Genomic DNA, 26,094 nt, shown 5'->3' with positions numbered 1-26,094 from the left:
GACCTCGCCGACGCCGGCCGCGCGAATCGAAGCTAGGTGTCCGCCAGCAGCAAGCGCTCGGCGGCGTCAGCGTGCATCGCGCGGATGGCGTCGAGCCGAGCGCGCCATGCGGGGCTGTCTCGGAGTTGCTTCTCGACCTGCAGCGACAGCTCGGCGGCCGACAGCGCGGCCGAAAGGCCGCCATGCTGGATGAGCCAATCGATCAGGGAGGCGGCGAGCCCGGAGTCCTTCAGCTTGCCGGTGGAGGGGCTCCGGCGCGCAGGCTGTTCGTCCACAAGGGCCAGGTACTCCGACCATAGCTCCGCGGCGAACCTGACCTCGACGAGATCGACGTCGAGGATCTCCTTCAGTGAGGCGGCGGCGATGAGGCGCAGGCCGGCAGCCTTCTGGGCCAGGCCGAGCGCGATCCGGAACGCCCGTGGCCTGGGCGCGAGCCGTGCCAGTCGGGCCGCGGCCCAGGTCCGACTGCCGCTCGCTGCGGCGACGAGCCGGGCCAGCGCCGCCTGCCAGTGGGGTAATCCGGCGTCGTCGGGAAGGCGGCTCAATGAGTCGACAGTCTGGACCAGGACGCGGCCGGAGGTGCGCGCCTCGGCGAGGAGCCTGGTAGCCAGACCGAGCCCCTCCGAGCACAGGTCATGCTGGGCAATGCAGACGCCTGCTGCCGTGGAAGCGATTCGCTCGTCGCCGCATTCGACCAGCGCCTCGGCCAGGGCCACGAAGCCGCGCGCCACCGCGGGTCGCGCCTGCGACTCGTTTGGGAACACGAGCCTCGACCCGGGGTTGAGCAGCGGCCACATATCCGGCACCGTCGTGATGCCGTCGATCAGCACCTGTCGGACGTCGGCCTGGTCGACGAAGCGCAGCAACCCCGCCAGGATGTCCGGCCGGATGCTGGGGTGCAGGTCCTCGGACCGCCACGCCTCCATCAGGAGGTCGCGAGCCTCCACGGTCGCGGCGGCTGAGACCCTGCCGGCGGCGTTCTTGCGGTTGACCACCGCGCAGTCCTTCGACAGCAGCAGCTCACGGTACGGCGCCAGATCGAACGGACGGGGCATGCGTTCGGACAGCACGTTGAGGGCGCTCATCGCCGCGCGACCCACCACGCCGGATCTTCGCGCGCGCTCCAGGAACAGCCGCCGGAGCTCGGCGGTCGGCGGCGCGATCCGGGCGCACCGCGCCAGGATCGCGGCGGCGACCGGCCCGGCCGCTCCCGGCAGCAGCTCGAGCAGCAGCGGCGCGTCCTCGACGCGGCCGATGGCCTTGACGCGCCTCGAGAGATCGAGGCTGGCGTCCCGCGCCACCCGCAGGAGATGCTGCGTGAAGCGCCTGCGCTGGGAGGGCGTCCACCGCCCGGGGGCCGATCGTGAGATCACCGCCACCAGATCGGTCTTGTGGGGATCGGTCGTGTCGTCCCGATCCAGCAGCTCGTCGACCAGGGCAGTCTCCTTCAAGCTGATCTCCGGGACGTACCCCATCACCTCGTCCAGCGGCCCGCCGCACGTGACGGGCTTGCGCGGAGGCCGCGGCGTCTTCGGTGTTCTTCCGAGGAGCAGGTCCAGGATGAGCCGCTCCGCCTCGGGCTCGTAGCGACCGACCGCCACCGGTCCCAGCATGGGTGTGGTGCCGTCGAGGCGCACGCCCTCGTAGGCCGCGTGGAGCTGGGCGGCGAGACCTTCGGCGATGCGCAGCGGGCTCGGCAGATACTCCTCCATGGACGGCTTCTGGCCTGGCGCCGGCGCCTTGTCGGCGCGCCAGCGCACCCGGGGATCCAGGCGAATTTGAACCAGGAGCCCGAGCAGCTGCGCCGCGCGCGTGATGCTGTCCCGGAGGATCGCTTCGCCGATGGCCTTGTGCACGGCCCGCTCGGCCTGGGCCAGGGTGGTTGCGTTCGAATCGCGCGACTGGACTGTGGTGAGCAGGGCGTCCCTGTACGTCTGCACGGGGATCTCCGAGACCTGGCGATCGGACAGCTGGGCCAGCTCGGCCATGACCAGATGGCGGCTCGAGCCATGCCATGCGGGCTCCACCTCGGCGAGGACGGACGCGCAGGTCGCCGGGTCGGCGCCGCGGCGGAGCGAACGCACCAGCGCAACCATCCGCGCCGCGCGCTCGCCCCGGTCCCTGGCGGCGCCCAGCGCCTCGTGCTCGGATCGCAGCTGGGCAAGGTCGAGGTGCTTCTCGATGGCCCGAAGCCGCTTGCGCCGGGTGTCCGGATCGACGGGAGGAATCAGGGCCGCCGCCGTGAGCCGCGTGACGCTCGCCGGTGGCATCGTGGCCAGCCGCGCCTCCATGCCAGGACGGGGCGACCATGCCGCCGCCGCGGCCTGTTCCAGCTCGGCGCCAAGAAGACGTTCGCGCTCGGTCAGGGGCAGGAAGCGGAAGAGCGGATCGGCGGAGGCGTCGAGGGGCTTGCACCGGTTCCGGAGCTCCAGCACATCCTCGGCCGGCAGCGTCGAGATCGGCGGCGATCCGGAGGGAAGCGGACCGCTTGCGAGAGAGACAGTCCAGTCGTTCCGGCGCAGGACCTCGAGCAGCTCGGCCGGGCAAGCCATCGCCAGGGCGTGGATCGCCCTCGCATGCAAGGCATCCCGCCGCACGAGCAGCGCCACGGCCTCCCTGGGATATCGGGTGCAGAACAGCGTGCCCTCGTCCGCCGTGATCTTGCGCCTCGTCGCCAGCGCCACCCGAAGGCCCCGCTCCGGCGCGCGCGCCAAAAGCTCGCGCCACGCGGCCTCGTGCTCGGCCGCGTGATGTTCCAGCGTGTCGAGATCGCATGTCGCGAAGAGGCGTGTCGCGAGCCCCACACCATGCCTTGCGATGACCAGGGGAATGACCGCCGTCGCCTGGGCGACGAGACGGCGCCTTTGCATGATCAGGACCACCCCGCGGCACTCGCGGCGATTCCCCTCGCGCAGCACCTGGAGCAACGCTTCGTCCGACACCGGCACCCGGCGCGCCGAGGAAAGCGCGGCCCGACGCATCATGGGGTCGCGTAGCGCCCTCTCGATGCGCGCCACGTCCCGGCGATAGGTCGCCAGGTCCAGCGCCAGCCGCCGCTCGTCGCCGTCGCCCCCATCCAGCGCAGCCATGACTGAATCGGCCGTGGCCTGATCCCAGCCGCGGGCGAGCAGGGCAAGCGCCCGCCCCCGCCTCACGAAGCTCAGGCTTCCGAGTCGACGGACCTCCGACAGCGGTTCCAGCATGCGCCGAGTCTAGACGAACGCGACGCCGACGACGACCACGTGTGGGGCGTCGCGGCTCCCGCTGATGCCAGCAGGGGCGGGCGGCGTAGCCCGGGGCAGTCGCGTACTCTCTTCAAAAGAGCCGCACGGCGCTCGCCGCCGAAATCCGAGGCGGCACGCCGGCCCGAACTGGGCGCGCTCTCGGCCATGGCGCACGGCGAGGGCGAGCAGGGAACGACCATCGCGGCGGCGGTGCTGCCGCGGTCGCCAGGCTCAGGGACGATCGGGCCAGGGTCTACGGCGATCTCGTGGTAAATTCGCTGAACGATGCGGCCCGGCGGGCGCTGGAGACGATGATGAAGGACAATGAGCTCCGGGGCGATTTCGCGAAGAAGGCGGCGCAATGGAAACCACTTCACTGCCCATGACACCTCGAATAGCATCCTGCAGCTGCGGCCAACTACAAGCGAGAACTGCTCGCGAACCTGTTCGCGTTTCGGTGTGCCACTGTCTAGCGTGCCAGCGCCGTACCGGCAGCGTCTTCGGTGCTCAGGCTCGCTTCTCAAGCGAAGCAGTCACCATCGTCGGCGAGAGCGTCGAGTACGTTCGCGTCGGAGACGAAGGCACAAGAAGCATTTTCAGATTCTGTCCTCGCTGCGGTGCCACCGTCTACTACACCCTCGAAGGCCATCCAGAGTCCGTGGCAATACCCGTTGGTGCATTCGCCGATCCTGAGTTTCCAGCCCCGACGTTCTCGGTCTACGAGGAGCGCATGCACTCCTGGGTCAACATGCCCGCTGGCATCGAGCACATGGCATGAGGCTCACCGCGCCTCCTAACCCCTCCATCGAGCGGACATGCTCCGGCTGGCTTCGCCCCGCAGGCTGCTTCGTTCAGGCGGCCCCCCAGAGCGACTTCGGCGGCGCTCGTCGGGGTGTTGTGGTCGCTAGCTAGTCACTGCCCGCAGGCGCAGTGCCGCTGCGGCTCGTAGGCGAGCGTGGCGGGGTTGGTCCCGCAAAACGTGAGGTACCAGGGGGCCTGCAGCGGGCCGCCGGCCTCGGCGAGGAGAGTATAGGTCTCGGGCTCCGTCCCGAGGTTGTAGACGCGGAGTTGACCCCTCGTCGTGGGGTCGTCGGGGTCGCCGCCCGTGATTGGCACGTACAGACCACCCGGGCCGAAGAGCAGCGCCTGCGCAAAAGCGCGGGGTTGACCGATCTGCCATAGAGCGATCGAATCCACGAGCACGGCCTGCGTCCGGCCGAGCACGTCGAAGACGAGGATTTGGTCGATGGTGGTTGCGACATTGGTGTTGTCGCGAAAGCTCGTGACGTACAGCTTTCCATCGGGGCCGAAGGCGAGGCCTTCCGGGCGGCGGAGGTTGGGGAACATGGCGCTGTCCGCGACAATCCCGAGGAAGGCGCCCGTATCCGGGTCGAAGCGTACGATCCGGCCCAGGTTCGGCTCCGTGTAGCTGAAGACGGAGGCATAAAGCAACCCGTCCGGTCCAATGACGAGGCCGCGCGGGCCGAGGACCTGTGCGGGATCCGTGTTCGGGTCCGACGGGAAGGCCGCGCCGTCGAGGACCCCGCGGAAATCTCCCGTCTTGGCGTCGTACATGCGGATCCCGCCGGGGTGGAAGTCCGGTTCGTTGTCGCCCACGTCGGCTACGAATAGAATGCCCTTGTAGATGATGGTGCCCCGTGGCGCGAAAGCCCCGTTCGGATCAGTCGAAGGGATGAAGACATCGCGGAGCTTGCCGTTGTGCTTTCGGTAACGGAAGATCTCTCCATTGATGCCCTCGACTCCGGTCGCGTCCTGATCGACGACGTAAAGATTGGGGTTCGCGCCATTCTGTCGATTGAAGACCATCCCGCGTATAAAGTTTGGGACGACCTCACCCGGCCGAATGAACGAGCCTTCATACGTGCCCGAGTACGGGTCGAACATCTCGATCTGGTCGGCCGCGCCCTCATCGTCGCCGACATAAAGGCAATCCGGCAGAGGACCTCGATCACGAGCAGCGCTCTGCGCTTCGCCCGTCACCGGCTCCTCGACGCCCTCCTGCGCGCAGGACGCCATCGCGCCCGCGGCAACGGCAATCACAATCGGAAACAATCGTCCAATGTGCAAAGAAGAACGCATATCCACCCCCGTCCGCAGCCGCACGCGAAAACAGCGAATATGTGAGGGGTCTCATGCTAGCGGTGATGGATGGAATGGCAATGAAGAGTTCGCCGAAGTATTCATCCGTGGGGAAAAAGCGCCCGCGTCGATCGCCGCGCGTTCGGGACGTTCTCGTTCCGGAGATTCAATCATCCCATCGCACGAGCTGGCCAATGTGAGCATAACCGCGAGAATTGAGGGACCCCCGCGTATCATTAGTTTATCTATGCATCGAAGGGGCCGCCTGAACGAAGCAGCCTGCGCCGGGTCGCGCGATCGAGCCGCGCCGGGCGCGACACAGCGGGGCCCAGCCCGAGCGCCGGCGGGAGCACGACCCCATCGGCCGTGCGCAGCGGCCGGCCGACCATGGGCATGAACCGCACTCCGAAGGGCGGGAGGACGCGGAGGCCCATGCCGACCGTCCCCTCGGGGACGAACGGCTCGCTCGAGAGCGGGATGGCCGCGCGCACCGAGAAATCGAGGCCCACCCCGCTGACCAGGGTGGTCATCGCGCCGACGTGGGAGCCGTGTTGCCCGGGGAGCTCGTCGCTATAGCGGGTGCGGTACGTCCATCCGAGCTCGCCGTCGATGCTGGAAGCGACATCCTCGAGGTTGTCCGGGATATCGCTGCCGCCGTGCAGGCCGGCCGCGAAGCGGCCCGCGGAGAAGTTGAGCCATGTCGCCTGCACGAACGGACCGAATCCCATATTCCCCGAGCTGTACCCTCCGGCCAGACTGCCCTCCATGAGGATCGCCGCGCGGAGGTCAGCGCCCAGGCCGAAGGCGAGCTGCTGGCCAAACGAGAGCGACAGGGAGACCCCGCCCGAGAGGGCGTAAGGCTCGTTGGACCGGGGCGTCGTTCGCGCTGAAAACGGAGGCTGAAAACGTCAGCGTCGATCCGGTGCTCAACGAGCCGCTGGTCGAGGCCTGGCGCACCGATTCGGCGTCCGCCGCTTCGCCTGGCAACGCGCCGACGTCTTCACGGCCATCGACGGGTTCAACGCGTTGCCCGACATGCCCGTGCTCGTCACGTTCGTGCACGCCCACGTCCCCATCAACGATGTCCTCGCCCGGCTGCGCTGGAACGTCGCGTACACGCTCGCCTGCTGCCAGCCGGGTCATCAGCTGAGCCAGCAGCACGACGTGCTCGCAACCGGCGGGGATCCGTACGTTTTATCCATCGGACGGCGCTTTCAGGTGCTCGCCCCGCGCGCGTGAGCGCGGGACGCCGCGGCAACGCGCGCGTCCCTCAGCGGAGCGCCCCTCCGCCGTCGCCCACGCTACCGTGCAGGCGCCGCGCGGAGCGCGGATCCAGGCCGCCGCAGGCGCCCGCGCAGCGGGGCGAAGCGCCTGGAGGCGCGCGAGCACGGTGCCACCCTCGCCAGGCGACGGCGGAGCTCCTCCGACGTGTCCGGTTGCGCGGCCTCGTGCGGCAAGTGCGGGAACCAGCAGGATCGACCTTGCGGACGCCATGTTTCTCCCAGAGAGGGAAGTGTCTCCGGCGGTTCACCGGCGCTTTAGCGATCGTCGGCCGGTGATGGTATAGGGCCTTGTCCATGATCTCCCGCCGCGCCGTGATCGCCGCAGCCGGCCTGTTCTCCGCCGGCGCGCTCGCCCCGCGCCTGGCCCGCGCGGCGGGGCGCGTGCCCGCGCCCCTCCCGGCGTTTCCCCTCTCGATCGCTGTGACCGAGGAGGAGGCGGGGAAGCCGGTGCGCGACGGCGCCTGGATCGACGCGCAGATCGCCGAGGCGGTCCGGCTGTTCGAGCCCGCCGGTGTGGCGCTGCGCAAGGTCGGCTCGCGCGCGCTCGCCCCGCGGTTTTCGCGGATCGAGACGCGCGAGGACCGGGACGCGCTCGCCTCGGCGATCGAGGCGCGCCGGATCAACGTGATGCTGGTCGCGTCGCTGCGGGACGTCGACGATCCGCGGCGCTTCCGGATGGGCGTGCACTGGCGGCGCCGGGCGACGCCGGAGCGGCGCTTCGTCATCCTCGCGGCGAACGCGCGGCCCACCGTGCTCGCGCACGAGCTCGGGCACTTCTTCGGCCTCGGGCACAGCGGCGTCGACGACAACGTGATGAGCTACGCGCGCACCGGAGCGCCCGTCTCCTTCGACGCGGCGCAGATCGCGAAGATCCGGTCCGCCGCCCGCGGGTACGCGTCGAGCAAGGCGTTCGAGCCCGCCTAAAACGGGACCTCCGCTCAAGCGCGCCGGGGCGCGGCCCCGCTGCTCCCGCGCCTGTTCGTCTGCTACGCTGCCGGGGAGAAAAGAAGGGTAGTTTACGATGAAACCGACGATGACCCACGTCGCGCTCCACGTAGGCAGCCTCGACGCGACGATCGCCTTTTATCGCGAGTTCTGCGGGCTCAAGGTGGTTCACGAGCGCAGCGACGCCGGCACGCGGGTCGCCTGGCTCGCCGAGGAAGGGAAGGAGCGGACGTTCGTCCTGGTGATGATCGAGGGCGGCCAGCGCTCGCCGCAGGCGCCGGAGGACATGAGTCATTTCGGGTTTGCGCTCGAGAGCCGCGCCGCGGTCGACGAGATCGCGCGCCGCGGCGGAGCGCACCTCGTCTGGCCGCCCAAGGAGCTGCCCTATCCGGTGGCTTATTTCTGCGCGCTCAAGGACCCGGACGGCAACTACATCGAGTTCTCCTACGGCCAGCCGCTCGGGCCCGGCGCCGAGGCGCACGACGCGGCGTTGCTGGAGGCTTCGGGCTGAACCAACCAGGGTCGACCCCACATCGACCCCTCCGGGGCCCCTTCATGCCCCCGCCGCTCAGCCCCCGGCCCGCGCGGCGCGCCTTGGCCGGCCGGGCTCACGCCGCCCCTCCAGGGCGCCGTGCGCCTGCGAGAAGATCGCCGGCCAGCCCCGGCCATGCGCCGCACCGTCGTTGTAGGTTGGCGCGATGGGGCGGATAGGAAACCGTAGAACTTTCGCCCGTGTCAAGCCCCGCGGGGACGGCGCCCGGCGAGCCGTTGTTGTTATGGCCCATCAGACACCCGCTTGCCCCGTCGCAGGGCTGGGGCGGCGTGCTCCAGGCCTCGTGGACCGCGGCGTGAGCCGCGCCTCGTTGTGCCAGATGGAAACGGGCTCCGCGTACTCGTCGCTCGTGACGCGCGTGACGCGATACACCATGGTGAAGCGGCCCGGGCGCGCCGGAGCTTCGAGCATGACCCGGAACGCCTCGGCCCTCGTGTTATTCTCGAGCGCGTGGGGCAGCCTACCCGCGTCGCACCCGCTCTGATCCTGGTCGGGGTCTCCGCGTTTCTCGTCCTCACCGCGCTCGCCGCGGCCGCGTATCCGGGCGGCACCTTCTGCGACGCGAACGCGCCCAGCTACGAATTCTGGGGCAACTTCTTCTGCGACCTCATTCAGCCCGTGACCCAGCGCGGGGTGGACAACACGCGCGCTCGCTCGCTCGCGCAGGCCTCGTTCGTCTGCTTTTCCCTCGCGCTCGTCCCGTTCTGGTGGGTTCACGGCGCCCTGCTCGGCGGCCGGCTCGGCGGCACGGTTCGCGTGTTCGGACTGCTCTCCGCCGCCGGCACGAACCTGATCGCGTGGCTGCCGTCCGTGGTCTCGCCGCTGCTCCACGAAGTGTCGGTATTCGTCGCGACGCTCCCCGGGCTGCTGGCGACGCTCCTGGGCGTGACCGGCGCGTTTGCAGGGCGCAATGCGGGCGAAAGCCGCTCGTCACCGTTGCGCTTTTCGGCGTGGCTCGGTGCGCTTTCGCTCGCGCTCGGCAGCGCGGACGCCGCGTACTACGCGTATGCGATTGCGGTGCCGGGCTGCCACGTCTTTTTGCCAGCGCTCCAGAAGCTCGCGGCGCTCTCGGTGATCGGATGGATGGGCACGATTGCGCGCGTGGGTGCCGCGCGTGGGGCGCGCTAGCGCGTCGGTGTCAAGCCGCGCGGGGACGGCGCCTGGCGAGCCGTTTTTGGCCCATCAGACCCCCGCTTGCCCCGTCGCAGGGCTGGGGCGGCGTGCTCCGGGCGCAGCCGTGCCTCGACGACGGCGGCCGGGGGTTTGGGCGTCACGAGAGAGCGCCACGACGAGCAAGGCGCGATCACGCCATGGTACCTCACAAGCGGGAGCTTCGGCGTAGGAAACAAAGCCGCGGGCCGGGCCATGAACTCCATTGGACTCATGACGCGGTGAGTGCGTCCCCGCCGAGGTGTCTTCATCAAGTACGCTATGCCCCCGTCGGGCAGGAGCTCGATTCGATCGAGTGCGAAGGCCGGGCGGATGCAGTACCGCACGAGCCTCTCGCGACCCTGATCGTCATCCGCGGCGATGGCCAGACTGTTTCGTCATCGGCCGTCACCCTGAGGCAGGCGCGGTTCTTGCATCAGGCTCGCTGGCCCGCATTGTTGCGTACGACTCACGACTGAAGTGAGCGAGGTGCGCGTTTCTTTATGTCTCGATCCACCGGCCGGCCATGTGCCGAGCGGCGCTCGCGAAAGGTGTGTAAACGCGGACGACTTTCGAGGTAATGTGGCTCGAGCAGGAAGACCTGCCTATCGACTTCGTACGATAGGCGGCTCTCCGATGGGCAGAAAACCACGAAAAAAAGGGTGAGAGCAGCGATGCGTGCTTTGTACAGGGTGTTGGCGCTGGTGCTCGTGACGGCGGGCGCTCCCGCCTGCAAGAAGATCGCGGGCATGGCCACCGACGCCGTGCAGGGGAGCTCGAACGATCCAGCGAAGAGCTCCACGGCGGTAGAGGCGATGGGTCACTACGCGACTGGCTTCAACGCGCTGATCGGCGACCCGCAGGACATGATCAAGAACTACTACCGGGAGTTCCCGGAGAGTGGGCCGGTGGAAGGCAAGAAGCATCACCTGTTCCCCAAGCACACGTCGGCCGAGGGCAAGATCGCCGAAGCGAAGAAGGAGTTCGCGGCGGCCGCGAAGATCGCGCCCGATTCGCTCAAGCACCTGGAACCGCTCGCGAGCGCGACGGTCACGGACATCGAGAAGGTCGCCGTCACCTACAAGTCCGTGCACGGCTACTTCCAGGCCGAGGACTTCAAGGACGACAAGGGCGCCAAGGGCAAGACGCTGCACACCCAGTTCCTGCAGGAGGCCGCTGCGTTTCGCGAGGACATCGACAAGTTCGAAACGGCGCTTTCCGAGATCGCGCTCAAGCAGGCCGAGGAGGAGCTCAAGGAACACACCGACAAGAACACGTACAGCTACCAGTTTCGCTACTTCAATCATCAGGCGAACGAGCTCGTGAGCGTGAAGCGTGACGGCTTCCTGGCGCTCTATCCGACGGTCGAAACCGCGTACAACGAGCTCCAGGCCTTCACCAAGGGGAAGGGCACGCCGCAGGCGACGTTCAAGGCCTACGCGGACGCCGCCGACCGCTTCTTCGCCGAGGCGAAGAAGCTGAAGCGCGGCATCGAGGGCAAGGAAAAGGAAGAGCAGCTCGACTCGATCAGCGAGAGCATGACCTCGAACTACAACAACCTGGTCAGCCTCTCGAACTCGCTCCGAAGCCTCGAAGCGAACAACCTGCTGAAATAGCGCTGGATCCGGCACGCGCCCTGGCCGGCACCGTGAAACACGGTTCTCGTCCGGGGCGTGACTGTGTAGCGTGTCCAAAAAAAGAGCGGGCGAGCGCTCACGGGAGGGAAGGGGCCCAGATTGTGGTCATGCCGCTGATTGGCAAGCTGGGCGGGGGGTTTGGGCGTCACGAGAGAGCGCCACGACGAGCGAGGCGCGATCACGCCATGGTACCTCACAAGCGGGATCTTCGGCGTAGGAGCGCGTCCGCCGCCCCCCTCCACGCGCCCTCGGCCCCCTGGAAAGGCAGCGACTGCCGCCGGTGTTAGACGGGTCTACCCTATGGCGCGGGACAGCATTTGAGCCTTGCGGCGCAGAGCCGATCCGTGAGACTTTCCGTGGGGGGAGGTTACAAAAGGCGACGAGCTAGGCGGACCTGGTCCGGCGGTCTCGGTTGACCAATCGACTGATAGTCAGGCGGCGCAATGGAAACCACTTCACTGTCCATGACACCTCGAATAGCATCCTGCAGCTGCGGCCAGCTACAAGCGAGAACTGCTCGCGAGCCTGTTCGCGTTTCGGTGTGCCACTGTCTAGCGTGCCAGCGCCGTACCGGCAGCGTCTTCGGTGCTCAGGCTCGCTTCTCAAGCGAAGCAGTCATGTTACCGAGCCGACTGGCTTATGGCACCGCGCCCCGCCTCGATGATGGCCATCTCGCGGCCGTTCGGCAGGGCTCCGTCCGGCGACGGCCATTGCGGGTGTTGCCCCGACGTCGCACGGCGCGATGGGCATCCTGCCGGCCACCGTCCGTCGCGGCGAGGCGATGGCCATCGTGGACCTGACACGACTCGGCCCGCGAGGCCGACGAGCTTCGCGGGCTGAGCGCCGCCGTTTAGCCGAGCGACGAGGAGAGCGTGAGCGTCTCCGCGACGCGGGCCACCGCGTCGCGGTCGACCAGCTTGCGCTTCCGGCGGGCCGATTCGCGCATCGCCGCCGCGGCGAGGCGGTCAATCTCGCGCAGCGAGCCCGACGCGAGCTCATGCAGGGCGGCGAGCGACTCGCGCGAGAAGAGCTCGTGGTCCGCGCCGGCACCCTTCAGGCGGAAGGCCACGTACTCCACCGTGTCCTCCACCGTGGCTGGCTCGATCATAAAGCGGTGGTGGATGCGCGTGAGCAGCGAGCGGTGGGAGCGTAACGCCATGCGGCCCTCGAGCTCCGGCAGGCCAACAAGGAGGATCGACAGAAGAGCACGGCTGTCCCACTCGTGGTTCAACAGGATATGCAAATGCGCCATCATGTCCGGGTGCAGCAGATGGGCCTCGTCGAGCAGAAACACCGGATGCACCTGGTCTCTGCGCAACTCGTGGACGTGCCGCTCGACCGCGAGGAACAGGCTCGCGGCGCTCGAGGTCGGCTGCAGGCCGAGCGCATGGCAGAGGTAGCGGTAGAAGTCGCGCCGGCCGAGCGTCGCATTGTGGCAGTAGGTCAGGCGAAATCCAGCCTGTGGTAGCCGGTGCCGCAAGGCCCGAAGCACACACGTTTTGCCGACGCCCGGCTCACCGACGAGGAGCACGCTGGCGCGCTCAAGAAGCGCGGCTTCGAGATCGTCGACGAGCACCTGCTTCGACGTGGGCAACCACAGCTCGGCATCGTCGAGCTCCTTGGAGAAGGGGGCCGTGCGAAGGCCGAAGAAGCCGAGCTCAGAAGATCGCATCGAGATCCTCCTCGGTATCGACGTCGTCCGCGCCGGGCGCCAGAGCCGCATCGCGCGCGCTCTTCACGAGCAGGGCGCCGGCCGGGTCGAAGGCGACCGGCTGCCCCGCGGGCGACTCGCCGCTCTTCGTGACACGGCGTGGTGGCCGCTTGACGTGCGCGTTGTGTACCGGGTCGACGAGGCGAAGCGGGATGCGCTGCCCCTCGATCTCGACAACCGGGGCGAGAGGCTCGTCGAGCAGGCAGTAGGCGACGATCACGACACGGCCGGCGAGGTAGCCGTGATCGAGCTCGTAGAGCCGCCCTCGGACCGAAACGGTCGTGTCTCGGCGCACGCGCCGGCGCTGCCGCAGCGTGAGCGCTTCGCGCAGGCGAGCCTCGGAAAGGGCGTCGACCTCGCGCTGCCCGGGCGCGTACACGAGCCCGGGCGCGCGCCCCATCAGTCCGGCGTGCGGGGACGGATGGTAGTGGACGTCGACAAAGGCCTGAATACGAGAGGAGATGTCCTCCAGCGACGTGATCGAGCCCAGGTGGTCGAGCACGTTCTCTCGAAGCGTTCGCCAGAATCTCTCCATCTTGCCGCGCGCCTGCGGGTCGTAGGGGCGCGCATGAAGCAGGGTGATCCCGAGGCGCGAGCAGAAGAGGCGCAAGGCGTCGCCACGGTAGGTCGCACCGTTGTCCAGATACAGCGCGCTTGGAACGCCCTGGAGTCGGAGGGCGCGGACGAGCAGCCGCAACATGGTGTCTTCCTTCTCGTCGCTCTCGACCGAGATGGCGACGATGAAACGTGAGGCATCGTCGAGCAGGGCGTGGATTCGCACGGGGACCCTGCGCCCGGCGAGATGGAGTGTCGGGCCGTGGCAGACGTCGCCGTGCCAGAGCGCGTCTGGGTGGTCGGCTTGCCACTTGAGCCGAGTCGTCGGCCCCTTGCCGTCACGCTGCGGGATCTTGTCGAGCCCCTCTTGGCGGAAGAGGCGACGCACGGTCGAGGCGCTGACCGTGGCGCACAGGCGTCCGTCGGCGCGCAGCGTGCGCAGGATGAGCGGCACCGAGGCCGCCGGGTGTTCCCGCCGGATGTCGCACAGCAGTTGCCGCAGCACGGCATCGAGCTCGCGGCCGCGCCCGCGGTCGCTACGGGCGCGAGGGCGGAGACCTTCGAGCCCTCGCCGGCGATAGGCATAGAGCCAGCGCTCGAGGGTCGGCACCGAGAAGGAGCGCGTGCATGCGCCGCCGGGCGGGCGCAGGCGCTGGATCGAGAGGTCGCGTAGGGCTTCAGCGAGGTCGCCGTGCTCGAGATCACGAGCGCAGATGTGCCCGATGACGCCATGGCGGAAAATGGCGATTTCCTCCGAGTGATCTTTGGATTTGAGGATGTCCACGAACGGTCCTTTCCACGGGTGCGTTTCGACGACCCGTGTGGACCCAGTGCCTCATCTTGCCGCCGCCGTGCCCGATCCTATGTGGTGGAGTCGCCGGAGCCCGCGTTTGCCGGCAGATGGGCATCATGCTGCGAGCGCGGCGCCGCGGAACGCCAGGTGAGGGGCGCGCTCGCCCGCGTCGCCCCGGGGCGACAGCGCGACGAGCTGCATCGCCGTGCGCTCGGCGATCTGCACGCGGGTGCTCTCCGCGCCGTGACGTCCGAGCCGCGGGAACAGCTGTCCGCGGCGACTGGCCTCAATCCATCGCGACGGCGCGAGCCACCGCTCGGCGGCCGCGACGCCCACGATCGCGCAGCTGCAGACCTCGGCGCGGACAGTCGGCGTGGTCGCGCCGTCGAGTCCGACGCGAGCGAGCACCCAGCCGATCGCCGACGCGGTGTAGCGACGCCGGGGCAGCAGCCCGCGGGGCACCACGACCACGATCGCGCCGCAGGCGCTGCATCGATAGCGCCGGGCGTGCACCGTGACCAGCTGCGGAGCGCCACCGGCCTGGAGCGGGCCGTAGACCTGACGCTCGCGCAGGCCGTGGCCGCGCATCCTCAGCGGGCCGTCGACGGGCCGGCCGGCCGCGTCGCAACAGGGACAGCGCGCCGGCCGCAGGTAGTGAACCGCTGGCACCGCCGTCATCCAGCGCTTGATATCGACATCGGCTTGAACGATCCTGCATGAGCTCCGCTCCTGCACGGTGTTCGGAGCACGACGAGGGGAAGACGGGTCGCCACAACACGCATCCCCTCGTCGCCTATTTTGTGGCCGGCTCCGCGCCGCTGCTCCGCTCCATCGGCCCCGGCCTTACGTCAGCGGCGGCGCTGACGTGGTGCAAAGTGGAGTGATAATTTGTGACACGGCTCCGGAATGCATGAGGATCGAAGCGGCGAGACCGCGAGGCGGAGGTTTTTGTGAGAATTTTTGGTGGGTACGGGGAATGCAGAACGGCGAGCACCGGTCGACGGCGGAGGCTCTGCATCCACCCCGGCTCCCTCTCCCTGATCCGCACCGACTCCCTGATGGACGGGCACAGGCCACTCAGGAGATAGCCATCACGAACAGGGATCAATATCGGGGCGAACTCCACTACTGGGAGGGCGCGGTAATACAGTCACCATCGTCGGCGAGAGCCTCGAGTACGTCCGCGTCGGAGACGAAGGCACAAGAAGCACATTCAGATTCTGTCCTCGCTGCGGCGCCACCGTCTACTACACCCTCGAAGGTCATCCAGCGTTCGTGGCAATACCCGTTGGCGCATTCGCCGATCCTGAGTTTCCAGCCCCAACGTTCTCGGTCTACGAGGAGCGCATGCACTCTTGGGTCAATATGCCCGCTGGCATCGAGCACATGGCATGATCCAAGGAGCAGCTGGCTTCTGAAAGAACGAATCTCTCCTGATCGCGGAGCAGCTGGCCGCTCCAGAGCGACTTTGGCGGCGCTCGTCGGGGTGTCGTGGTCGCTGGCGTTGCTCGCGCATGCTGCCGCCGCGATTGCAGCTTGGGTGCTGCTTCCCGGCGGTTTTCCCCTCCTTCACGCGCGTTTCTTCGCGAACCGCGCTCTGCCGGCGGTCGCGGTCGGGAGCGTGATCGCCGTCGGTGTTCTGGCCGCGCGACGGTCGACGGGTGCGCGTGTGTTGCTGTTGCTCTTTCCGGCGGCGTGGCTCGGGGTTGCTCTTGCTGCGGGGACCATGTTTTCGGAGAGCGGCGGGACGGTCGCGTTCGGCGCGGGTTGTCTGGCGGTGGTCCTGTCGCTGGGCCTCGCGATGGCGTGGTGGCGGTTCGGGGTCCCGCCGCGGCTGACCTGGCTCGCTGCGCTGCCCGGTGTCGTTTTCGGTGCGGGCTTCGTGGCCGCGCAGCGGGCGCCGGAGCCTTCGACAGCTCCGTTTGCTGCGCCCGACGTCGAGCTCGGCGGCGATCGTTGGACGCGAGCACTCGCTGGGCCCGCTTCGTTCGACGTGGCTCCGTGGCTTCGGGTGGTACCGAGCTCGGGTGAGGTTTCGGTGCAGGCGGGTGCGGTGGGCATCGTCGTCGAGCCGCGGCTCGAGTTCATTTCGCGCTCGCCGGATCGTTTCTGGACGGTGTTCGCGCCCCTGCAATGGCGCGGCGACTCGCCCGTTCGTCGTCTCGAGCGCGCCGATCGCGAGCTCGCGGTGGACTACTCGGACGAGGGGAGCCTGCGCGTGAGGGCCACTTCGGATCAATCTGCCGCCATCGACGCACGAACCGCGCTTCAGGCGCCCGTGTTCTCGCACCTGAACTCCTTCACGCGCGTCTCGATCACCGGCCATCGCCGGCTCGGCTTGCGGTTCTCGCCTTGCCCCGAGGTCGTTGTCGAGGTGATCCACTTCGACTATCCGTTCGGCGCGCCCGCGCGCTTCGCGTACCTCGACGCCGGCGGCACGTTTCGCGTCGTCCAGGCGAGCGACGCCGAGAAGGGGCCGTTCACGACGCTCGGCGAAGGCCGGCTCGCCCGCGGCGAACCCCTGAGCGTCGTGCTCGTCGAGAAGGGAGATTCGCCACCCCGCGAGCTCGCGACGATCGTCTTCCACGACTGGTCACGGCAGCTCTCGACGGAGCTCTCGCCCACCGCCGGCTGGGGCCTGCCGCAGAATGCGTTCGAGTTCGGGCTCGCCTCGAACGCCCCTTCGTCCGCGGCCTACCTCACGCTCACGCTGGCCGGGACGAGCGTGGGGCGCGGCTGGGACAGCGTGGGTCACGCCGCCGGCAGCTACACGAATCGGATCGAGATCCGGCTGCCGCCATCCAGGTGAAAGAAACGGTACGCTCGCTCGTTCTACAGCGGTTTCCGCCCGCCTCTGCACCATGCAGAGCAGAGCGGCGGTCACCCGCACAGGAGACGGGCCCAGATCGGCGTTTTCGGCGCGCAAGCGCACTCCGGTGCGCTGAGCACCGAAAACGTCGAGGTGGGCCCGTATCCGAAGCGGGTGACCGTCGCTCTAGGGTTTACGCCGTCGGCGCTTCGGGTCGAAGATGGCGGCCATGAAGGTCATCGTTACCGGAACGACCGGCATGGTCGGCGAAGGCGTGATGCTCGCTTGTCTCGCGGATCCCACGGTCGAGCGGGTCCTGTCGGTGGCACGCCGGCCGTCGGGGCACGCGCACCCGAAGCTCGAGGAGTGCTTGATCCCCGACTTTCGCGAGCTCGGCACCTTCGAAGCGCGGCTCTCGGGCTACGACGCGTGCTTCTACTGCGCCGGCGTGAGCTCGGTCGGCATGAGCGAGGCGGACTACACGGCGATCACGTACGATACGGTGCTCGCCTTCGCGACGGCGCTCGCGCGCCTCAATCCCGGCATGGTGCTCACGCACGTTTCGGGCGCGCAAACCGACTCGAGCGAGCAGGGCCGGGTGATGTGGGCGCGCGTGAAGGGCAAGGCCGAGAACGCGCTGATGCGCCTGCCCTTTCGCGGCGTTTACAACTTCCGGCCGGGCTTGATGACGCCGGTGCCGGGACAGAAGAACCTGAAGCGAGCCTACCGCTTCCTGCTTCCGCTCGTCCCGCTCATGAAGCTCGTGTTCCCGGCCCTGAAGCTCGAAGAAGTGGAGCGCGCGATGGTGCGTTCCGTGACGAGCGGGACGCCGAAGCAGGTGCTCGAGGTCGCCGACATCAAGGCGCTCGCTTCGGCGTAGCTCGCGCGCCCCTCACCGGGATCAGCCGACCACGGCGAGCGTCCGCTTGAGCATCCGTTCCCCGTCGCGCCGCGCCGCCGCCCACGTCTCGTCCCACGCGGCGTCGGCCTCGGCGCGCGGGAGCTGGCCGAAGGCCTGCAGCTCCTTCCGCTCGCCCTCGACCTCGGCGTCGTCCGCCGACGGCGCCTGCCGGCCCGCGCGCTGTCCAGCCACGCCCCCGCGAGCGCTGCCCGGGTCGCGCGATCGAGCCGCGCCGGAGCCGACACCGTGGGGCCCAGCCCGAGCGCCGGCGACGACTCCCATGTTCCCCGTGCTGTACCTTCCGGGCTGACTGCCATCCAGGAGGACCGCCGCGCGGAGGTCGGCGCCCAGGCCGAAGGCGAGCTTCTGGCCGAACGAGAGCGACACGGAGACCCCGCCCGAGAAAGTGTATTGCCCGTCGGCGCGCGCCTGGCCGGGGCGCGAACCAGCACGACCGCGGCGGATGACGGAAAGCGGCTCTGGACGGCGGGCTGAAGCATCCGCTCGAACTCTTCGGGACAATTCACAGGGAGGTGAGGAGACGAGGAGTAAAATCTCACCAATCTCCCCGTCTCCCTGTTCAATTTCCCGCTAAAAATGCCAACAAAGCTGACGGCGAACGGTCGAGCTCTCGCTTTGGGCCACGCGCTCCGGCGCCCGGTGATAGAACGACCGCCGTGAATCCGCACACCGACGCTGGCCCAGCGAGCAGCGACTACCTGGATCGCCTGATGCGTCGAGGGTCGTTCGAAGCCCTGTGGCCGCTCTTCGCCAAAGCCACGCGCCCCGCCAAGGAAATGACCGAGAGCTATTCGGCGCTCGAGCACCTGCGGCCCTTCATGTCCGGCGCGCCGTGCCGGGTCATCCACGTCGGCGACGGCGCCCACGCCCGCACCGGGGCGTTGTTCGCGCTGAAGACGGAGGCTGAGAACGTCAGCGTCGATCCGGTGCTCAACGAGCCGCTGGTCGAGGCCTGGCGCACCCGATTCGGCGTCCGCCGCTTCGCCTGGCAACGCGCCGACGTCTTCACGGCCATCGAACGGCTCAACGCGTTGCCCGACATGCCCGTGCTCGTCACGTTCGTGCACGCCCACGTCCCCATCGACGATGTCCTCGCCCGGCTGCGCTGGAACGTCGCGTACACGCTCGCCTGCTGCCAGCCGGGTCATCAGCTGAGCCAGCGGCACGACGTGCTCGCAACGGGCGAGGACCCGTACGTGTTATCCAGCGGACGGCGCTTTCAGGTGCTCGCCCCGCGCGCGTGAGCGCGGCCGTCACACGTCGCACGCGCCGTCTTGACGGACGAGCGCACCCGCGCATTCTTGCAGCCATGTCGCTACGCCGCGCGCCCGTCGCTCCGCTCGCCCTGCTCACCTCCCTCCTCGTCGCCGCCCCCGCCGCGGCGGCCGTCGTGCCGGTCGGCACCACCGACGAGCTCGTCGCCGCGATCGGCGCGGCCAAGGCCGGCGACGAGATCGTCCTCGCCTCGGGCACCTACGCCTTCGACGGCGCCTCCTGCGCGGCCGCAGGCACCGAGGCCGCGCCGATCGTCGTGCGCGCCGCCGAGCCGCTCGGCGCGATCGTCGAGCTGTCGGGCCTCGAAGGCTTCAAGGTCAGCGGCCCGAACTGGCACTTCGAAGACCTCGATATCCGCGGCGTCTGCGCCGACGACTCGGACTGCGAGCATGCGTTCCACGTGTTCGGCGCTGCAAGCCGCTTCACCCTCCGCCGCTCGAAGGTGCGGGACTTCAACGCCCAGCTCAAGATCAACGCCGCGCAGGTGGACGGCGTCTGGACGGCCCCCGACGACGGGCTGATCGAGCGATCGGAGCTGTTCGACACCCACCCGCGCAGGACCAGCAGGCCCGTCACCAAGATCAACATCGACGGCGGCAAGCGCTGGACCGTGCGCGACAGCTACCTGCACGACTTCCAGAAAGACGGCGGCGACACCGTGAGCTACGCCGCGTTCATGAAGAGCGGCGGCTCGGACGGGCTCTTCGAGCGCAACCTCGTCGTCTGCACCACCGCCGGCTCGCCGGACGGGGCGCGCATCGGGCTGTCGTTCGGCGGCGGCGGCACGGGGGCGCAGTACTGCGCCCCGGCCTACGACCCCGACGTGCCCTGCGAGGTCGAGCACACCGGCGGAACGATGCGGAACAACATCATCGCGAGCTGCTCGGACGTCGGGATCTATCTGAACCGCGCGACGGACACGCGGCTTCATTTCAACACGCTGATCGCGACGAGCGGGATCGACTTCCGCTTCGCGACGACCAGCGGCGTCGCGCGCGGCAACGTGCTCACGGGCAAGATCCGGGACCGCGACGGGGCCACGCATCAGGAGAGTGACAACCTGGCCGAGGTGGGACTCGCGACGTTCCAAACGTGGTACGAAGATCCGAGTCTCGGCGACCTGCACCTCAAAGGGGATGTGGCGTCGCTCGTCGGCGAAGCGCCCGCCGAGGCCGCGGTGACCGACGATTACTGCGCGCGCGGGCGGCCGGGCAGCGGGAGCTTCACGCTCGGCGCGCTCGAACATTCGCTCGGCGACTGCGCGACGGTGCCGCCGCCGGGGCCCTCCGGCGACGGGGGCGCGGGCGGCGGCACCGCCGGCTCGGGCGGGATGGGCGGCGGCACGACCGGCCCGGGCGGGATGGGCGGCGGCACCGCCGGCTCGGGCGGGGGTGAGGCAGGCGGCACGGGCGTGGGCGCAGGCAGCGGCACCGGCGCGGCCGGCGGGGGCGGCGACGCCTCCAGTGACGGCGGGGGCTGCAGCTGCCGCGCCGCGGGCGTCGGCGGGAATCACACCCTTGGCCTCCTGACGGCGGTCCTCGCCGCGTTCGCCCTCCGGCGACGACAGGCCTCCTCATCGCTGAGCGACGCCAGCTAGCTGGAGAGGGGCGACTGCGATCCACCCGGGCTCGCGGTGGACCGCAGCCGCCCGCGCCCGGCGTGGGAATTCGCCTTGCGGCGCGGGTCGGCCATACTGCGCAGCATGACGAAGGGAAGCTGTCCATGAGGACCACGCGCTCCATCCGCGGCAGCGACCATGCGCTGGTGCAGCGGATCTCGCACGTCGCCTACGGCGACGACGCGCAGGACCAGTCCCTGCCCGACGGCTGCTGGGACCTGGTGTTCATGAAGCGCCGCGGCCGGCTGCAGGTGCTGCATACCGGTCTCATCACGCACCCGGTGACGCTGGGCTACGAGACCGGCGACGACTACCTGAGCATCGCCTTCCGGCCAGGCGTGTTCATGCCGGGGGTGCCCGCGACGGGCATGCTGGACCAGGGCGTGCTGCGCCCGCTGGCGAATTCGCGCTCGTTCCTGCTGGGGCCGCGAGCCTTCGAGGTGCCCGACTTCGAGAACGCCGACGATCTGGTGGCACGCCTCATCGGGGCCGGCCTGCTGGTGGCGGATCCGGTGGTGTTCCGCGTGCTGCAAGGCGATCCCGCCGGCACCAGCCTGCGCTCGGTGCAGCGCCGGTTCCTGAGCGCCACCGGCCTCACGGCGAAGCAGCTGTCGCAGATCCACCGCGCACAGGCGGCGCTGCAGCAGCTGATGCATGGCGATGCGCCGGCCGACGTGGCTGCCGCCTGCGGCTACGCCGACCAGGCGCACCTGGGCAATTCGCTGAAGCGAATCATGGGCAGGACGCCCGGCGAAGTGGCGCGGGCTGCGGCCCGGCCCGGGCCTGGGCGCTGAGGACCCAGACGGTCCGGCGAGGCCTGAGCCTGTCGTTTTCTTCCAAGACCGGGCCCACCCCGGTGGATACGGTCGCGTCGCCGGCTCGCACCGGCGATATCGACCAACCCGAGGACGCCTATGCACCGCGACTCCGAGATCCACCCCTTCCGCATCGACATTCCGCAAGCCGACATCGACGACCTGCGCGAACGCCTGGCGCGCACGCGCTGGCCGGCGCAACTGCCGGGCGGCGACTGGGTGAGGGGCGTGCCGGTGGCCTACCTGCAGCGGCTGGCGGCGCACTGGCAGCGCCAGTACGACTGGCGGCGCTGCGAGGCCCATTGGAACAGCCGCCCGCAGTTCACCACCCGGATCGATGGCCAGACGATCCACTTCGTGCACCTGCGCTCGCCCGAGCCGGACGCGCAGCCCCTGCTCTTGCTGCACGGCTGGCCCGGCAGCTTTGCCGAGTTCGACCGCGTGGTGGACGCGCTGTCCGACCCGCGCCGCCACGGTTGCGACCCATCGCAGGCTTTCCACCTGGTGATCCCGTCGATCCCGGGTCACGGGTTCTCGATGCCGCTGGCCGACGCCGGCTGGAACCACGGCCGCTGTGCCCGTGCGCTGGCGGCGCTGATGCAGCGCCTGGGCTACACACGCTACGGCGTGCAAGGCGGCGACGTGGGCGCGTTCATCGCGGCGGAGCTGGGCCGCATCGACAGCGAGCATGTCAGAGGCGTGCACTGCAATGCGCTGGTGACGTTTCCCTCCGGCGACCCCGCCGAGCTGGAAGGCCTGACGGCCTCGGAGCAGCAGCGCCTGGAACGGCTGCAGAACTTCCGCGACCGGATGATGGGCTTCGCGCACATCCAGGGCACGCGGCCGCAGACGCTCAGCTACGGGCTTCATGATTCGCCGGTGGGTCAGCTGGCCTGGATCGTCGAGAAGTTCAAGGAATGGACCGATCCCGCGGCCGCGCTGCCGGAGGACGCGGTGGGCCTGGACGCGTTGCTGGACAACGTGAGCCTGTACTGGTTCACCGGCACCAGCGGCCCCTCGGCCAACCTGTACTATGAAGCCTTCAACGACCCGTCCGGCTGGGCGCCCAAGCCGCGCGGCACCGTGCCCATGGCCGTGGCCGTGTCGCTGACGCAGGACGTGGCGGTGCGCCGGCTGGCCGAGCGCGACCACCATATCGTGCGCTGGACCGAGCTGGCACGCGGCGGGCATTTCCTGGCGACGGAGACGCCGACGGCGCTGGCCGCCGATCTGCGGGAGTTCTTCGGTTCGCTGTCCTAAGGCCTGCCTGTCCACACGACTTGCGCGCCCACGCCGGCGGGGCGAGCCGGGCCGCCGGCCTCGACATCACGGCTGCGCGTCGAGCCCGGAGCGCCGTCGGTTCCCACGTTGGGTCGCGTGGCGCAGCTCCGCGGCTCACGCCCTGCGCGCTCGGCCGTGAATGGCGTGCTCGCGCTCGGCTCACACGGCGGCGACGCGCAGCACGTCGGACCGGAGGTGGAGAAACGACGCGTGCACATAGCGCACGAACGGCGCCTTCAGGCCGAAGAACTCCGCCAGATCGACCTCGGCCGCCGCGCGGAACATCCCTTGATCCAGCACGGGAGCCTCGGTGCGGAGCGCCCCGCTCGCGAGGCTCCGGCAGGCGGGGGACGCCGACGCGGGGTGGATGGCGACCACGAGCGTGGCGGCCCACGGCGCCGCGGCGAGCCGCTCGCCGAGGGAGCTCGGGTACCGGTAGCGAAGCGCTAGCACGGCGCCCTGCAGGGCGGCCTCAAGGACAGGCGCCGCGCCCGCCACGCCCGTTGCCGGAGGGGCGGCCTTCCCCGCCGCAGCCGCGCGCCTCGCCCCCGCAGGCGCGCCCGCCGCCCCGGGCGCGCCGCCGCACCCGCCGAGCACCACGAGGCCAGCCCCCGCGGTCACCTGCGCGATGAACGCGCGCCGCCCCTCACTCGCCATGCGACGGCCCCTGGAGCCTGCGCCTGCGCGCCTGCCCCACCAGCATCCGCGCCGGCGTGATGCGGCCCAGCACCGCGGCGCTCTCCTCCGCCGTCGGCCGCACGGGGTGCCCCGGCGGGAGCTCGGCGACCATGCTCTGCCACAGCGCGAGCGCCCGGTGCTGGTAGATCTGCGCCAGGCTCGATCGCGGCGAGAGGAAGCGCTGGCCGAGCACCATGGCCCTCTCCAGGAAGGCTATCGCCTCGTCGTCGCGGCCGTCGTTCAGGAGGTGGAGCCCCTCGTTGTACCAGGGCATCGGATCCGCCGGATCCTCCTCGCGCATGCGCTGGTTCGCCTCGAGGTAGCGCGACAGCTTCTCTTCCATGACGCCGTCGTCCTTCAGGAAGCCATAGTGCTGGATCGCCACGCCGGCCGGGCGGACGACGAGCTCCGGGTGCCGATCGAGGCTCGGCTGCACCGTCTCGTGCACGGCGCGCCCGTACCGGATCCGCGCGTCGTTGCGGAACAGCCGCACGGCGATCGTCATGACGGGCGGGCCGTCCTTCTGGTGATTGGCGATCTCGAAGGAATAGGCGTGGACGTCGAGGTCGTCCATGAGCCGCACGACGCGCGGCAGATCCCAGTGCGCGAGCTCCTCGTCCGGGTCGAGGCTCAAGATCCAGGGCCGCGTGGCCATCTCGAGGCCCACGTTGCGCACCTCGGCCAGGTCCAGCCGGTCCGTCCGGTGGACGCACACCCGGTCGGTGAACCTCCGCGCGATCTCGACCGTCGCGTCGTCGCTGCCGTTGTCGACGATGCAGATCTCGTCGACGAACGGCTCCAGAAACGCGAGGAACCGCTCCAGCCGCTCCGCCTCGTTCCTCGCGATGATGCAGAGCGATACGCCGGACGCGGGCGCATACCTGCGCAGCGTCACCGTGTTGCTCGCGAGATCGGCCAGCTCGGGGGGAGCGCCCGCGCGCGGCGGCGTGTACGGGTCCGGCCGCCCGTGGAGCGCGAGCCGCGCCTGCCGCGACGCCTCGGTGTCGTAGCCGAGCCGCCGCACGCGGACGTCGGTGAAGCGCCCGCACCCGTCCGGCATCTCGGGGATGCCGCCGCCGGGCAGGCCGCCCTCGGCCCCCCGGGCGACGCGCAGGCCCGGCTCGTTCCGGTACATGCGGTACCCCGACATGGCCCCGAGCGCGCCGTCCGCCCGGAAGTACGTGCGCGTCGGCTCCCAGAACGTGTACCAGTGGAAGCCGAGCGCCTTGATGTGCGGATCGGCGAGCTGCATGAGGCGCTCGGCGCGCGCGCGGTCCATCTCGAACACCTCGTCCCCGTCGACCGCGAGGATCCAGTCCGGGGCGAGCTCCGCCGCCATCTGCAGGGCGCGGTCGCGATCGCGCCGATCGTCGACGCCCGGCGGCAGCTCCGTCCGCTCGTACCTGGCCACGGCGGGGTGCGACCGGGCGATCGCCCCCGTCCCGTCCGTCGATCCGTCGTCGAGCACGACGATCGCGTCGGCGAACCGCGCCGTCGCGTCGAGGCTCTCGCGCAGCGTCGCCTCCGCGTCCCTGACGCGGTACGCGGCCACGAGCCGCGTCTTCCCGGCGCGGCGGGCGCGCCACTTCTCGAAGAAGAGCTCCGCGCCCCCGAGGCCGCCCTGCGCGCCGGGGAACGCCTTGCTCAGCGTGGCGCTCCCCTCGTGGTGCACGTACACGTCGCTCGCGATCATGCACTCGAAGCCGCGCTCCTGCGCCCGCAAGGCGAGGTCGGCGCCCTCGTGGCCCACCGGGAAGAAGCGCTCGTCGAGCCCGCCGATCTCGGCGTAGACCTCGCGGCGCATCATCAGGCAGAAGGTCGAGAGGGCGAACGACGGCGCCCACCGCCGGCGGAACGCCTCGCGGTGCTCGGCCGCGAGCTCGTTCAGCGCCTCCGGCTGGAACGGCGGCGGGTTCTGCACCTTCTGCGGGCCGCGCGCGCTGTTCGTCACGGGCCCGACGAGCCCGACGCGCCGCGCGCCGGGCACGGCCCGCGGCGCCTCCTCCATGCACTCCCGCAGCCCCTCCAGCCACCTCGGGGTCACCACGACATCGTTGTCGAGCAGCACCAGGTACTCCCCTGCCGCGACCTCGAGTCCCCGGTTCGCGCCGCCGGCCAGGCCGAGGTTCTCGTCCAGGAAGACCGTCTTGGCGGCGTCCCCGAGCCGGCGCGCGACGTCGGTGAGGTAAGCGGGCGTGCCGTCCTCCGAGCCGTTGTCGACGAAGACCACCTCCGCGTCCGAGGGGAGCGTGCGGAGGAGGGCGTCCACACATCGCGCCGTGTACTGGAGGTTGTTCCACGTGACGACGATAACGGAATAAACAGGCGTCATCGGGCACCGGGCGGGGCCATGAGGCGAACCACGTTGGAGACGTACTGGCGATACGCCGCGTGCAGATAGAACGCCCCGACCCGGGGTGCCAGGACGATCTCGCACCGGAAGCTGCCCACGAGGTCCGCGCCCACGTCGTCGATGTCGTCGGGGAAGACCAGCCTCGGCCCGAGCAGAGGCACGGTGACGCCGCCCTGCGCGGAGGCGTAGATCAGCGTGAGAAAGACGCCGCGGAGCACCTCGGCGCGCTCGACCTCGATATCGACGGCGGGCACCCGCGCGCTGCCGTGGACGACGTGGACGAGGGCGCCGCCCTCGACGGTGGGCGGGCCCGGCTCGGCGAGGACGACGCCCGCGCCGGAGGTCGCGGGCGTCTCCGCGGTCAGGCCGAAAGAGACGGATCGGACGAGCATG

The 26,094-nt window shown here is 69.7% G+C and carries 25 protein-coding genes and 1 pseudogene; 14 read left to right on the top strand and 12 right to left on the bottom strand.

Going from position 1 to position 26,094, the window contains the following annotated elements:
- Positions 1-32 precede the first annotated feature (32 nt).
- Positions 33-3,203, bottom strand: a complete 3,171-nt coding sequence (locus WME73_RS46115; RefSeq protein WP_437913707.1) for a hypothetical protein — start codon at positions 3,201-3,203, stop codon at positions 33-35.
- Between the two features lie 403 nt (positions 3,204-3,606).
- On the opposite strand from WME73_RS46115, the gene WME73_RS46110 reads away from it, so the two are divergent.
- Positions 3,607-4,002 carry a GFA family protein gene (locus WME73_RS46110; RefSeq protein ID WP_437748118.1) on the top strand — a complete coding sequence of 132 codons (396 nt, stop codon included), beginning with the start codon at positions 3,607-3,609 and terminating at the stop codon, positions 4,000-4,002.
- Positions 4,003-4,136: 134 nt separating this feature from the next.
- Here the strand turns inward: WME73_RS46110 and WME73_RS46105 are convergent, their stop codons facing one another.
- Both WME73_RS46105 and WME73_RS46100 read right to left on the bottom strand, forming a co-directional pair.
- The gene (locus tag WME73_RS46105; RefSeq protein WP_437913706.1) at positions 4,137-5,324 is read right to left on the bottom strand and encodes a hypothetical protein; all 1,188 of its coding nucleotides are present in this window, start codon (positions 5,322-5,324) and stop codon (positions 4,137-4,139) included.
- Between the two features lie 245 nt (positions 5,325-5,569).
- The gene (locus WME73_RS46100; RefSeq protein ID WP_437742636.1) at positions 5,570-6,052 is read right to left on the bottom strand and encodes a hypothetical protein; all 483 of its coding nucleotides are present in this window, start codon (positions 6,050-6,052) and stop codon (positions 5,570-5,572) included.
- Positions 6,053-6,359: 307 nt separating this feature from the next.
- Between WME73_RS46100 and WME73_RS46095 the strand changes: the two genes are divergently transcribed.
- The 3 genes from WME73_RS46095 (at position 6,360) to WME73_RS46085 (ending at position 8,063) form a co-directional block, all read left to right on the top strand.
- Entirely contained in the window at positions 6,360-6,563 is a 204-nt protein-coding gene (locus WME73_RS46095) for a hypothetical protein (protein WP_437913705.1), read from the top strand.
- 338 nt (positions 6,564-6,901) lie between these two features.
- Entirely contained in the window at positions 6,902-7,531 is a 630-nt protein-coding gene (locus WME73_RS46090; protein ID WP_437913704.1) for a hypothetical protein, read from the top strand.
- A gap of 97 nt (positions 7,532-7,628) precedes the next feature.
- Entirely contained in the window at positions 7,629-8,063 is a 435-nt protein-coding gene (locus WME73_RS46085; protein ID WP_437913703.1) for a VOC family protein, read from the top strand.
- A gap of 273 nt (positions 8,064-8,336) precedes the next feature.
- Here WME73_RS46085 and WME73_RS46080 read toward each other — a convergent pair whose 3' ends face one another.
- The gene (locus WME73_RS46080; protein ID WP_437913702.1) at positions 8,337-8,516 is read right to left on the bottom strand and encodes a hypothetical protein; all 180 of its coding nucleotides are present in this window, start codon (positions 8,514-8,516) and stop codon (positions 8,337-8,339) included.
- Between the two features lie 39 nt (positions 8,517-8,555).
- Between WME73_RS46080 and WME73_RS46075 the strand changes: the two genes are divergently transcribed.
- Positions 8,556-9,233 (top strand): hypothetical protein, encoded by a 678-nt coding sequence (locus tag WME73_RS46075; RefSeq protein WP_437913701.1) that lies wholly within the window; start codon positions 8,556-8,558, stop codon positions 9,231-9,233.
- Here WME73_RS46075 and WME73_RS46070 read toward each other — a convergent pair.
- Positions 9,230-9,637, bottom strand: a complete 408-nt coding sequence (locus WME73_RS46070; RefSeq protein ID WP_437917506.1) for a transposase — start codon at positions 9,635-9,637, stop codon at positions 9,230-9,232. The two genes, WME73_RS46075 and WME73_RS46070, sit on opposite strands and share 4 nt — an antisense overlap.
- A 291-nt stretch (positions 9,638-9,928) precedes the next feature.
- On the opposite strand from WME73_RS46070, the gene WME73_RS46065 reads away from it, so the two are divergent.
- Positions 9,929-10,870: a DUF3829 domain-containing protein gene (locus tag WME73_RS46065; RefSeq protein WP_437913700.1), complete on the top strand. Its 942-nt coding sequence runs from the start codon at positions 9,929-9,931 to the stop codon at positions 10,868-10,870.
- Positions 10,871-11,355: 485 nt separating this feature from the next.
- Positions 11,356-11,514 (top strand): annotated as a pseudogene (locus WME73_RS46060) (GFA family protein); the annotation flags it as partial.
- Positions 11,515-11,741: 227 nt separating this feature from the next.
- Here WME73_RS46060 and WME73_RS46055 read toward each other — a convergent pair.
- From WME73_RS46055 to WME73_RS46045, 3 genes are all read right to left on the bottom strand, one after another.
- Positions 11,742-12,485, bottom strand: coding sequence for an ExeA family protein (locus tag WME73_RS46055; RefSeq protein ID WP_437911985.1), 744 nt, complete (start codon positions 12,483-12,485; stop codon positions 11,742-11,744).
- Positions 12,486-12,549: 64 nt separating this feature from the next.
- Complete coding sequence (locus tag WME73_RS46050; RefSeq protein ID WP_437911984.1) at positions 12,550-13,941, bottom strand: DDE-type integrase/transposase/recombinase; 1,392 nt, start codon at positions 13,939-13,941, stop codon at positions 12,550-12,552.
- Positions 13,942-14,064: 123 nt separating this feature from the next.
- Positions 14,065-14,628: a DUF6431 domain-containing protein gene (locus WME73_RS46045; protein ID WP_437911983.1), complete on the bottom strand. Its 564-nt coding sequence runs from the start codon at positions 14,626-14,628 to the stop codon at positions 14,065-14,067.
- Positions 14,629-15,057: 429 nt separating this feature from the next.
- Between WME73_RS46045 and WME73_RS46040 the strand changes: the two genes are divergently transcribed.
- The 3 genes from WME73_RS46040 (at position 15,058) to WME73_RS46030 (ending at position 17,639) form a co-directional block, all read left to right on the top strand.
- On the top strand, positions 15,058-15,345 hold the full coding sequence (locus WME73_RS46040; RefSeq protein ID WP_437917505.1) for a GFA family protein: 288 nt from the start codon (positions 15,058-15,060) through the stop codon (positions 15,343-15,345).
- Positions 15,239-16,759 (top strand): hypothetical protein, encoded by a 1,521-nt coding sequence (locus WME73_RS46035; RefSeq protein WP_437913699.1) that lies wholly within the window; start codon positions 15,239-15,241, stop codon positions 16,757-16,759. Before WME73_RS46040 ends, WME73_RS46035 begins: the two co-directional genes overlap by 107 nt.
- Before the next feature lie 229 nt (positions 16,760-16,988).
- A complete protein-coding gene (locus WME73_RS46030) occupies positions 16,989-17,639 on the top strand; it encodes an NAD-dependent epimerase/dehydratase family protein (protein ID WP_437913698.1) in 651 nt (216 codons plus the stop codon).
- A gap of 21 nt (positions 17,640-17,660) precedes the next feature.
- Here WME73_RS46030 and WME73_RS46025 read toward each other — a convergent pair whose 3' ends face one another.
- Positions 17,661-18,047: a hypothetical protein gene (locus WME73_RS46025; protein ID WP_437913697.1), complete on the bottom strand. Its 387-nt coding sequence runs from the start codon at positions 18,045-18,047 to the stop codon at positions 17,661-17,663.
- A 290-nt stretch (positions 18,048-18,337) separates the two neighbouring features.
- On the opposite strand from WME73_RS46025, the gene WME73_RS46020 reads away from it, so the two are divergent.
- The 4 genes from WME73_RS46020 (at position 18,338) to WME73_RS46005 (ending at position 22,649) form a co-directional block, all read left to right on the top strand.
- Entirely contained in the window at positions 18,338-18,925 is a 588-nt protein-coding gene (locus WME73_RS46020; RefSeq protein WP_437742628.1) for a hypothetical protein, read from the top strand.
- Between the two features lie 65 nt (positions 18,926-18,990).
- A complete protein-coding gene (locus tag WME73_RS46015; RefSeq protein ID WP_437913696.1) occupies positions 18,991-20,553 on the top strand; it encodes an MYXO-CTERM sorting domain-containing protein in 1,563 nt (520 codons plus the stop codon).
- Between the two features lie 125 nt (positions 20,554-20,678).
- Positions 20,679-21,368, top strand: coding sequence for a helix-turn-helix domain-containing protein (locus WME73_RS46010; protein WP_437913695.1), 690 nt, complete (start codon positions 20,679-20,681; stop codon positions 21,366-21,368).
- 120 nt (positions 21,369-21,488) lie between these two features.
- The gene (locus WME73_RS46005) at positions 21,489-22,649 is read left to right on the top strand and encodes an epoxide hydrolase family protein (RefSeq protein ID WP_437913694.1); all 1,161 of its coding nucleotides are present in this window, start codon (positions 21,489-21,491) and stop codon (positions 22,647-22,649) included.
- Between the two features lie 180 nt (positions 22,650-22,829).
- Here WME73_RS46005 and WME73_RS46000 read toward each other — a convergent pair whose 3' ends face one another.
- Genes WME73_RS46000 through WME73_RS45990 form a run of 3 tightly spaced genes read right to left on the bottom strand, consistent with a single transcriptional unit; the run spans position 22,830 to position 26,093 of the window.
- Complete coding sequence (locus tag WME73_RS46000; RefSeq protein ID WP_437913693.1) at positions 22,830-23,327, bottom strand: hypothetical protein; 498 nt, start codon at positions 23,325-23,327, stop codon at positions 22,830-22,832.
- Entirely contained in the window at positions 23,317-25,680 is a 2,364-nt protein-coding gene (locus WME73_RS45995) for a glycosyltransferase (protein ID WP_437913692.1), read from the bottom strand. The genes WME73_RS46000 and WME73_RS45995 overlap by 11 nt, the downstream gene beginning before the upstream one ends.
- Complete coding sequence (locus tag WME73_RS45990) at positions 25,677-26,093, bottom strand: hypothetical protein (RefSeq protein WP_437913691.1); 417 nt, start codon at positions 26,091-26,093, stop codon at positions 25,677-25,679. Before WME73_RS45990 ends, WME73_RS45995 begins: the two co-directional genes overlap by 4 nt.
- Position 26,094: the final 1 nt, after the last annotated feature.

It is taken from the genome of Sorangium sp. So ce302 (assembly GCF_051530145.1).
Lineage (GTDB): Bacteria > Myxococcota_A > Polyangia > Polyangiales > Polyangiaceae > Sorangium > Sorangium cellulosum_B.
The sequence above is the reverse complement of the archived record's forward strand: the minus strand, read 5'-3'. Positions and strand labels throughout refer to the sequence as shown.